The organism is Chromohalobacter marismortui, from assembly GCF_004364315.1.
Taxonomy (GTDB): Bacteria; Pseudomonadota; Gammaproteobacteria; order Pseudomonadales; family Halomonadaceae; genus Chromohalobacter; species Chromohalobacter marismortui.
On the sequence record NZ_SOBR01000004.1, the window covers coordinates 512,548 to 521,721 of the forward strand.

General features: G+C 62.8%; 9 protein-coding genes and 1 pseudogene. 5 read left to right on the top strand and 5 right to left on the bottom strand.

The annotated features are described in order from the left end of the window. Window positions 1-32: 32 nt before the first annotated feature. Window positions 33-896 carry a YicC/YloC family endoribonuclease gene (locus tag C8E00_RS11720; protein WP_133697673.1) on the bottom strand — a complete coding sequence of 288 codons (864 nt, stop codon included), beginning with the start codon at window positions 894-896 and terminating at the stop codon, window positions 33-35. Window positions 897-1,061: 165 nt separating this feature from the next. Between C8E00_RS11720 and rph the strand changes: the two genes are divergently transcribed. Further along, the gene (rph, locus tag C8E00_RS11725; protein WP_179152373.1) at window positions 1,062-1,784 is read left to right on the top strand and encodes a ribonuclease PH; all 723 of its coding nucleotides are present in this window, start codon (window positions 1,062-1,064) and stop codon (window positions 1,782-1,784) included. A 78-nt stretch (window positions 1,785-1,862) separates the two neighbouring features. Here rph and C8E00_RS11730 read toward each other — a convergent pair whose 3' ends face one another. After that, on the bottom strand, window positions 1,863-2,630 hold the full coding sequence (locus tag C8E00_RS11730; protein WP_133697674.1) for an exodeoxyribonuclease III: 768 nt from the start codon (window positions 2,628-2,630) through the stop codon (window positions 1,863-1,865). Between the two features lie 93 nt (window positions 2,631-2,723). Between C8E00_RS11730 and pyrE the strand changes: the two genes are divergently transcribed. The 4 genes from pyrE (at window position 2,724) to rep (ending at window position 6,776) form a co-directional block, all read left to right on the top strand. Continuing rightward, on the top strand, window positions 2,724-3,410 hold the full coding sequence (pyrE, locus tag C8E00_RS11735; protein ID WP_133697675.1) for an orotate phosphoribosyltransferase: 687 nt from the start codon (window positions 2,724-2,726) through the stop codon (window positions 3,408-3,410). 81 nt (window positions 3,411-3,491) lie between these two features. Next, on the top strand, window positions 3,492-4,046 hold the full coding sequence (locus C8E00_RS11740; protein ID WP_133697676.1) for a YfaZ family outer membrane protein: 555 nt from the start codon (window positions 3,492-3,494) through the stop codon (window positions 4,044-4,046). A 181-nt stretch (window positions 4,047-4,227) separates the two neighbouring features. Next, window positions 4,228-4,722 carry a tRNA (uridine(34)/cytosine(34)/5-carboxymethylaminomethyluridine(34)-2'-O)-methyltransferase TrmL gene (gene trmL, locus C8E00_RS11745; protein ID WP_133697677.1) on the top strand — a complete coding sequence of 165 codons (495 nt, stop codon included), beginning with the start codon at window positions 4,228-4,230 and terminating at the stop codon, window positions 4,720-4,722. Next, entirely contained in the window at window positions 4,719-6,776 is a 2,058-nt protein-coding gene (rep, locus tag C8E00_RS11750) for a DNA helicase Rep (RefSeq protein ID WP_133697678.1), read from the top strand. The genes trmL and rep overlap by 4 nt, the downstream gene beginning before the upstream one ends. Before the next feature lie 51 nt (window positions 6,777-6,827). On the opposite strand, the gene C8E00_RS11755 is transcribed toward rep, so the two are convergent. The 3 genes and pseudogenes from C8E00_RS11755 to C8E00_RS11765 form a co-directional block, all read right to left on the bottom strand. Continuing rightward, complete coding sequence (locus tag C8E00_RS11755) at window positions 6,828-8,210, bottom strand: TRAP transporter large permease (RefSeq protein ID WP_133697679.1); 1,383 nt, start codon at window positions 8,208-8,210, stop codon at window positions 6,828-6,830. Continuing rightward, complete coding sequence (locus C8E00_RS11760; protein WP_208291922.1) at window positions 8,207-8,782, bottom strand: TRAP transporter small permease; 576 nt, start codon at window positions 8,780-8,782, stop codon at window positions 8,207-8,209. Before C8E00_RS11760 ends, C8E00_RS11755 begins: the two co-directional genes overlap by 4 nt. Before the next feature lie 77 nt (window positions 8,783-8,859). Further along, window positions 8,860-9,174, bottom strand: a pseudogene (locus C8E00_RS11765) (hypothetical protein); the annotation flags it as partial.

The window sequence follows — 9,174 nt, forward strand, 5'->3', positions numbered from 1 at the left end:
AAGAGTGTCCCCGGTCCTCGTGCGCGTGGACTTCACTCTATATTCTGGATCTGCTCGCGCATCTGTTCGATCAACACCTTCAGCTCCACCGCGCAACGGGTGGTGTCGGCGACGATGGATTTCGAGGAGAGGGTGTTGGCTTCGCGGTTGAGTTCCTGCATCAGGAAGTCGAGGCGGCGGCCGATGGGACCTTTTTGCGTGAGCTGACGCTCGACCTCGGCCACGTGGGTCTCGAGACGGTCGAGTTCTTCGGCGACGTCGGCCTTCTGGGCGAGCAGGGCGATTTCGGTCTCGAGGCGTTGCGGGTCGAGCTCGGCCTTGAAGGCGGTCAGGCGCTCGATTAGTTGCTCGCGCTGGCGTTCCAGAATCTCGGGCAAATGGGCGCGGACCTCGGCGACCACGGCACGAATGCCCTCTAGCCGGTCGCGGATCAACTGCGCGAGGCGCTCGCCTTCGCGGGCGCGGCCGGCGGTCAGGTCGTCCAGCGCGGTTGCGAACAGCGCCTGGGCGGCCTGCTGGACGCGTTCGAGGTCGACGCCGTCGCTCTCCAGCACGCCGGGGTGATCAAGCAGCGCCAAGGCGTTGGGCATGGCGGCGTCGGGCACCTGTGCGCGTACTGTTTCCAGCGCTTGGGCCAGGGTGGCCAGGCGCGTCTCGTTGACGCTGAGCGTGGCGTTGTCGTGGGCCGGGTCGAAACGCAGCGTGCATTCCACCTTGCCACGCGAGAGACGCTTGCGGAGCGCCTCCCGATAGGCGGGCTCGAGGTCGCGCAGACTGTCCGGCAGGCGGAAATGCGGTTCCAGATAGCGCTGATTCACCGAACGCAGCTCGAGCTGCAAGCTGCCCCAGTCGGCGTCCTGCGTCTGCCGGGTAAAGGCGGTCATGCTGTACGCCATGCGATTCTCCTGCGCGGTATGTGGCCACTTTCGTTCAATTCTGCAGTCTAACCGATTCCGGTCCGCGTGAGGCCCGCTTGGGTGTAGAATGCGCGAATCGTCGCGGCATGGCCGCGACTGGAGCTTTTGAAGTGAGTCTTTCGATCGACGATGCAGAGAGGTGGTATGCGCCCGAGTGGACGACAGCCCGATCAACCCCGCGAGATCACCCTGGAACGAGGCTACACGCGCCATGCGGAGGGGTCCGTACTGGTGAGCTTCGGCGATACCAAGGTGCTGTGCAACGCCAGCGTGGAAGCCGGCGTGCCGCGCTGGCTGCGCGGTAAGCAGCAAGGATGGATCACCGCCGAATACGGCATGCTGCCGCGCGCGACCCACACCCGTGGCGGACGCGAGGCCACGCGTGGCAAACAAGGCGGGCGTACGCTGGAGATCCAGCGCTTGATCGGCCGTTCGCTGCGCACGGTGGTGGATCTCAAGAAGCTGGGCGAATTCACGATCACCGTGGATTGCGACGTGATCCAGGCCGATGGCGGCACGCGCACGGCATCGATCACCGGCGGCTGCGTGGCGCTGGTGGATGCGATCCATCACTTGCAACGCGAGAAGTTGATCAAGAAGGATCCCTTCAAGCAGTTGGTGAGCTCGGTATCGGTGGGTATCTTCAAGGGCCAGCCGGTGGTGGATCTCGACTATCCCGAGGACAGCACGGCAGGCACCGACATGAACGTGGTGATGGCCGAGGATGGCGGCTTGATCGAGGTGCAGGGCACCGCCGAGACGGCGACGTTCACCCGTCAGGAACTCAATGCGATGCTCGACCTGGCCGAAGGCGCCGGGCGTCAGCTGTTCGCGCATCAGCGCGAGGCGCTGGGCTTTCGTGACTGATCGCGAGCGCTATCATACGGCAAGAACCCACGACGCCGGCCCTGGGCCGGCGTCGTCATTTGCGCGGGACCGGCGACGTTATAGCTCGAGATCGTACTCGACGATGAGCGGCGCGAATTCGGAGAAGGTCGCGTCGCGGTCGATCCAGGCATCTACCACGTGGCGGCGGAACTCGGGGCCCACGATCTGGTAGTCGAGGCGCCAGCCTTCCTGGCGCATGCGCGGTACGTCCTGATCGAGCTTGGGCCACCAGGTGTACTGATTGGCATCGCGATTGACTTCACGGAAGGTGTCGATATAGCCCATCGGGCCGAAGACCTGATCCATCCACGCGCGTTCCTCGGGACGAAAGCCCGGTGTGGTCTGATTGTCGGCCCAATTGGCAAGATCGATGGTCTTGTGCGCGATGTGCCAGGTGCCGCAGATGATGTACTCGCGGCGCTTTTTCACCATCTTGCTGAGATATTCCTGGTACCGACTCATGAAGGACTGCTTGGCTTCCAGGTCGCTACCGTCGGGCATCAGGAAGCTGGCGATGCTGAAGCGCTCGTAATCGGCCTGCAGGAAGCGCGCTTCGTTATCGCACTGGGGGAAGCCCAGTCCGTACATGATGGCCTTGGGGATCTTGCGGCAATAGAGCCCCACGCCGGAGAAACCGTCCTCCTCGGCGTCCAGGAAATAGCCTTCGTACCCCTCGGGAAAAAGAATGCTGTCGTCGAGTTCGAAGCTTTTGGCCTTGAGGTTCTGAACGCAGATGACGTCGGCGTCCTGGTTGGCCAGCCAGTCGAGAAACCCCCTCCCGACCGCTTCGCGGATTCCGTTGACATTGATGCTGGCGATTTTCATACATGGTCCCTTTTTCGTCGCGCGTGTATGATACCTGAGCTTTCGACGTTTAGGTAAATGTGTAATAGCGATCAGGGTGATAGGGAGTCCGGCGTGACCGCGCAACTGCAACCATATCAGCAGGAGTTCATCGAGTTCGCCATCGACGAAGGCGTGCTAAAGTTCGGTGAATTCACCCTCAAGTCCGGGCGCGTCAGCCCCTATTTCTTCAACGCCGGTCTGTTCAAGAGCGGTCGTGCCCTGGCGCGTCTGGGCCGTTTCTATGCCCAGGCCATCGCGCATAGCGGGCTCTCGGCGGATGTCCTCTTTGGCCCAGCTTACAAGGGCATTCCGCTGGCGACGACCACCGCCGTGGCGCTGGCCGACCATCATGACCGCGACCTGCCGTTCGCGTTCAACCGCAAGGAAGCCAAGGCCCACGGCGAAGGTGGCACCCTCGTCGGCGCGGCGCTCACCGGCCGGGTGCTGATCATCGATGACGTCATCACCGCCGGTACCGCCATTCGCGAGGTCATGGACCTGATCGATGCCGCCGATGCCCAGGCGGCGGGCGTGGTCATCGCCCTCGATCGTCAGGAGTGCGGCCAGGTCGAGGATGGCGCCCAGCGCCGCAGCGCCATCCAGGAGGTCGAGGCACGCTATGCCATGCCGGTCGTGAGTATCGTCACGCTCGACCAGGTGCTTGCCTATCTCGACACTCATGCCGGTAACGACCTCAAGCCGCATGCCGAGGCCATTCGTGCGTATCGTGATCGTTACGGCGTGCGTCTCGACGGCTAAGGTTTGAAAACGGCGTTTCTAAACTGCTGTGATTATGCCATAGTGACGGCGATGTTCACCATCTTTTGCGGGAGTTCCCACATGATCAAGTCACTCCGTTTCGCGCTCACTTCCGCCGGTCTCCTGTTGGCCAGTCATCAGGCCATGGCGCTCAGCGTGTCCGCCAATGCCGGCCCCGATTCCCAGGGGATCGAGGCGAGCCAAAGCATCTTTCCGACCCTGCGGGCCAGTGTCGGCTACTTTTCCTCGGACGATAGCGGTCATGACGCCGACGCGTATTCCGGGTCGTTGATGTTCTCGCCCTATCTGCCGCTGGTCGATCTCTCGGTGGGGGCGCGCTATCAGTACCAGGACACGCACTTCGGCGACGGTGGCGGCGTCGGGCTCGGCGGTTCGGCCTACGTCGATACGCCGATTCCGCTGACCTCGGTGGGGGGCTACGGCTTCTACACTCCGGACGGCCTGAGCCACGGCGATATCAAGAAGAGTTATGAGTACGGTGCCCAGGCGCGGGTCAACGTCGTCGCGCAGACCTACCTGTACGGGGGCTATCGCTATTACCGCACGGATTTCGGCGACAGTGGCGAGCACACCCTCGACAGTGGGCCGGTGGTGGGCGTCAGCGTCGGCTTCTGAGCGTGCCCGGCTGCGCCGGGAGCCATAAGCTTTAAGCTGAAAGAAAGGTCCAACGCATCATCGATAGCTGCGAGCGTTGGCGTTGGTTCCAGGGTGCTGGAGAAAGCACCGATCGGCGTCCCATTCGGGGCGCCGATTGCGTATCATGGTGGCTCTTCGCCGCCTTGGCACAGTGATCCTCATGCTCGATATCGTACTCTTTGAGCCCGAAATTCCGCCCAACACGGGCAATCTCATCCGTTTGTGCGCCAACACCGGCTTTCGCCTGCATCTGATCGAGCCGCTGGGCTTCGCGCTCGACGACAAGCGTCTGCGACGCGCGGGCCTCGACTACCACGAGTGGGCGCGGGTGAAGGTACACGCCGACTGGGACGCTTTCGTGGACAGCGTCCAGCCGGCGCGCGTGCTGGCGGTGTCCACGCGCGGCCGCACCGGCTATCACGAGGTCGCCTACCGCGAAGGCGATGCCCTGGTCTTCGGCCCCGAGACGCGCGGGCTTCCGCAGGCCATGCTCGATGCCTTGCCGCCGGCGCAGCGGCTGCGTATTCCCATGCTGCCCGACAGTCGCAGCCTGAACCTCTCCAACGCCTGCGCGATCCTGGTCTTCGAAGCCTGGCGGCAGCTCGAGTTCGCCGGGGCGGGGATCGCCGATGCGAGTACGGCACCCACGTCATGAGCACTATGCCCTCGATTCGCCAACGCCTCGCCAAGCTCAATCCCCGTCAGCAGGAAGCCGCACGCTATATCGACGGCCCTTGCCTGGTGCTGGCCGGTGCCGGGTCCGGCAAGACCAGCGTGATCACCACCAAGATCGCCTACCTGATCCAGGAATGCGGGATGAGCGCGCGCAAGATCGCGGCGGTGACCTTCACCAACAAGGCGGCGCGCGAGATGAAAGAGCGCGTGGGGGAGATGCTCCAGGGGCGCGAGGGCCACGGCCTGACGGTTTCGACCTTCCACACCCTGGGACTCAACATCATTCGCGGCGAGTTGAAGACGCTGGGCTACAAGCCGGGCTTCTCGCTGTTCGACCCCGAGGATGCCAAGGCACTGCTGCGCGACTTGATGCAGAAGGAAGCGGATACCGACGCCGAGCAGATCAACGCGGTGCAGGGGCAGATTTCCCAATGGAAGAACGACCTGGTACTGCCGGGGCAGGCGATCTCGCACGCCGCGGATGAAGACGCGCAATACGCGGCGCGGGTGTACGAAGCCTACAGTCGGCATCTCAAGGCCTACAACGCGGTCGACTTCGACGACCTGATCCTGCTGCCGGTGGTGCTGCTGCGCGACAATCCCGAGGCGTTGGCCCGCTGGCAGCGCAAGATCCAGTACATGCTGGTCGACGAGTATCAGGACACCAACGTCAGCCAGTACCAACTGGTCAAGCTGCTGATGGCCGAGCGCGCCACTTTCACCGTGGTCGGCGACGACGACCAGTCGATCTACGCCTGGCGCGGCGCGCGCCCCGAGAACCTGGTCACCCTGGGCGAGGACTTCCCACGGCTCAACGTCATCAAGCTCGAGCAGAACTACCGCTCCACCGGCACCATTCTGCGTGCGGCCAATACCCTGATCGGCAACAATCCCCACGTCTACGAGAAGACTCTGTGGTCGGAGATGGGCCAGGGCGACGCCATTCGCGTCATCGTCAACCGCCACGAGGAGGCCGAGGCCGAGCGCGTGGCCAGCGAGATCCTGACCCGACGCATCAAGGAACGTGCCGAATGGCGCGATTTCGCGGTTCTTTACCGGGGCAACTTCCAGGCGCGGTTATTGGAGCTCAAGCTTCAGCACTACCAGATTCCCTACAAGCTCTCCGGCGGCACGTCATTCTTCTCGCGCAACGAGATCAAGGATGCCATGGCGTACCTGCGCCTGTTGATCAATCCCGGCGACGACAACGCCTTCCTGCGCATCGTCAACGTGCCGCGTCGCGAAATCGGCCCGGGGACGCTGGAGAAGCTTGCCAATTACGCCACCGAGCGCAGTATCTCGTTGTTTGCCGCGTGCCACGAAATCGGCCTCGAACAGGTGCTGCCCACGCGTGCGGTGGAGCGTCTGTCGCGCTTCACGCACTTCATCGACGGTGTGCGCCGGCGCATGGATCAGGGCGATGCCATCGCGGCGATTCGCGACATGCTGCGCGAGATGGATTACGAAGCCTGGCTGTTCCAGAACGCCAGCGCCCCGACCATCGCCGAGCGGCGCATGGCCAATGTGTGGACGCTGATCGACCAGCTCGAGAAGTCGATGCACCGCGATGACGAAGATGGCGATGCATCCGAGGAAACCGACGACGTGGAGTCCGCGATCTCGCGGCTGGTATTGCGCGATATCCTCGAGCAACAGGCCGAGGAAGACGACTCCGACCGGGTGCAGCTGCTCACCATGCATGCCTCGAAGGGGCTGGAGTTCCCGCATGTCTACCTGATGGGGCTGGAAGAAGAATTGCTGCCGCATCGCAACGCGGTCGAAGCCGGCACCATCGAGGAGGAACGGCGCCTCGCCTACGTCGGCATCACCCGGGCGCGGCGAACGCTGACGCTGACGCTGGCCCGCCAGCGCAAGGCCTACGGCGAGCTGCTGGACTGCACGCCCAGTCGCTTCCTCGAGGAGCTGCCGCCCGACGATCTCGAATGGGAAGGGCGTGCCGACAAGGAAGATCCCGAGAAGAAGCAGGCCCGCGGCAAGGATGCCATTGCGGGCCTGCGCTCGTTGCTGGGGTAGTGTGGCGAGGCCCGTATTAGGCGCCCCGCCACTTGGTGGCCAGGCGATGGCTCACGACAGCAAGTTAGGCAGCCATAGCGAGATCGCCGGGACGTAGGTGATCAGCATCAAGAAGCCCAGCAACAGGCACAGCCACGGCAGGCAGGCCTTGATTACCCAGCCGATCGAGCGTCCGGTAATCCCCGCGGTGACGAACAGGTTGAGCCCCACCGGTGGGGTGAGCATGCCGATTTCCATGTTGACGACCATGATGATCCCCAAGTGGATGGGGTCGATACCCAACTGGGTGGCGATCGGGAATAGAATCGGTGCCATGATCAGCAGGATCGCCGACGGCTCCATGAAGTTGCCCGCCGCCAGCAGCAACAGGTTCATCACGATCAAAAAGCCCCATGCCGGCAGGCCCCATGACACGATCGTCTCGGCGATGGTATGCGGGATCCGCTCGGTAGTCAGCACATGGGCGAAAAGCATGGCGTTGGCGATGATGAACAGCAGCATCATCGACACCTTGGCGCCATCCAGCACCACCCCACGCACCTCACGATTAGCGAAAGAGCCCGCGATTGCCGTGGGGATCTGCCATAGGCTTCGCACCATGGCGGCGCCCAGTCCCTCGTGGGGGCGCTTCCAAGGGTCGTTCTTGAGCGGCCCGATATCGCGATAACCGATCACTGCCACTAGCCAGGCGTAGAGCGCGGCGATCGCTGCCGCCTCGGTGGGGCTGGCCACGCCGCCATAGATCGAGCCCAGTACCAGGATGATCAGCAGTAGCCCGGCCAGTGCCTTGCCCCCTGACCGCAGCAACGCTACCACTCCCGGAAACGGCTGGGCGGGCAGCTTCATGACTCGCGCCGAGACATAGATGGCGACCATCAATATACCGCCCATCATCAGTCCGGGGACCAAGCCGGCCATGAACATCTTGGCTGCCGACACCTCGGTGGCCGCCGAATAGACCAGCATGACGATCGACGGCGGAATCAGTATCCCCAGTGTGCCGGCATTGGCGATCGCCCCGGCGGCATAGGATTGGGGGTAGCCCTGGCGCACCATGCCGGCGATGGTAATCGAGCCGATCGCGGCGACGGTAGCCGGCGACGAACCGGAAACGGCGGCGAACAGCATGCAGGCCATGACCGACGCCATCGCCAGCCCGCCCTTGATGTGGCCTACGCAGTCGGTGGCGAAGTTGATCAGCCGCCTTGCGACGCCGCCGGTGGACAGGAAGGCGCTCGACAGGATGAAGAAAGGGATCGCCAGCAAAGTGTAGTGGCCTGAGACCGCCTCGAACAACGTGATGGCGATCGAGCCCAGTGAGTCGTTGGAGAAGAGCAGGATCGTCGTCACGCTGGAAAAGCCCAGTGCGAAGGCGATCGGCATGCCCAGTAGAATGGCTCCGAACAGTAGAGCGAATAGGATCGCGATGGTCACGAGCGGCTTTCCTTATCCCGGTGCGTATCGTTGGGCGCTTTCTGGTCCTCGAGTTCTTCGGCGAGATGCATGCTGTCCTGCCCCTCGTCGGAAAAACCGAAACTGTCCGCCTCGCCTTTTATCACGCGCCAGCCAAGTTCGACGAAGCGCAACACCAGCAGACCCATGCCGATGGGGAGAATCAGCGTGGCTTGCCATTTAGGGATCGGAATGTCCTGCAATTCGATGCCGATCATGTGGGTCAGCTTGAGGTATTCGTAGCTACCGAGCAGCATCAGCGTGCAGTAGGTCAGGCAGACGGCCAGTGCGGCCAGCGTGACGATACGCCGCCCGCCCCGTGGCAGTTTGTTGACCAGTACGTCGACGCCGATATGCGCACCATGCTTGACGCCCCAGGACACGCCGAACAGCACGAACCAGCCCGATAGATAAAGGGAGCCTTCTTGCGCCCAACTGATGCCTTCGGCAAGCACGAAGCGGTAGAACACCTCGACGCATACCAAAAAGACCATGGCGACCAACAACGCCGAGAAGATCGCCTCTTCCAGCTTATTGAGCCAACGTATGATCATGCGGATCACCTTGTTTCTCACATGAAGACGGCGAGCCATGATGGCCCGCCGTCTTCAGGACATGGGAATGACGTGCATCAGCTCTTCTGGTCGGCGGTAACTTCCTCGATGGTCTTGCCGCCGAGGTTGGAGGCCTTGGCCGCATCGATCACGTCCTGGCCGATCTCTTCGGAGAACTGGTTCCACACCGGCTTCATCGCCTCGACCCACTTCTGACGTTGCTCCGGCGTCAACTCGATGATTTCGGACTTGCCGGAGGCAATGATGGCTTCCTTGGCTTCCTGGTTTTCGCGCGCGGCGATCTTGTTACCGTAAGCAATCGCCTTGTCGAGGGCCTTTTCCACTACCGGACGCACGTCGTCGGGCAGGCCGTTCCAGAAGCGCGCGGACGA

What these genes read in the sequence shown, in the direction of transcription:
- rep (WP_133697678.1), top strand. Translation starts at nt 4,719, where the DNA reads ATGAGCACTATGCCCTCGATTCGCCAACGCCTCGCCAAGCTCAATCCC.
- C8E00_RS11760 (WP_208291922.1), bottom strand. Translation starts at nt 8,782, where the DNA reads ATGATCATACGTTGGCTCAATAAGCTGGAAGAGGCGATCTTCTCGGCG.
- C8E00_RS11720 (WP_133697673.1), bottom strand. Translation starts at nt 896, where the DNA reads ATGGCGTACAGCATGACCGCCTTTACCCGGCAGACGCAGGACGCCGAC.
- rph (WP_179152373.1), top strand. Translation starts at nt 1,062, where the DNA reads ATGCGCCCGAGTGGACGACAGCCCGATCAACCCCGCGAGATCACCCTG.
- trmL (WP_133697677.1), top strand. Translation starts at nt 4,228, where the DNA reads ATGCTCGATATCGTACTCTTTGAGCCCGAAATTCCGCCCAACACGGGC.
- C8E00_RS11740 (WP_133697676.1), top strand. Translation starts at nt 3,492, where the DNA reads ATGATCAAGTCACTCCGTTTCGCGCTCACTTCCGCCGGTCTCCTGTTG.
- C8E00_RS11730 (WP_133697674.1), bottom strand. Translation starts at nt 2,630, where the DNA reads ATGAAAATCGCCAGCATCAATGTCAACGGAATCCGCGAAGCGGTCGGG.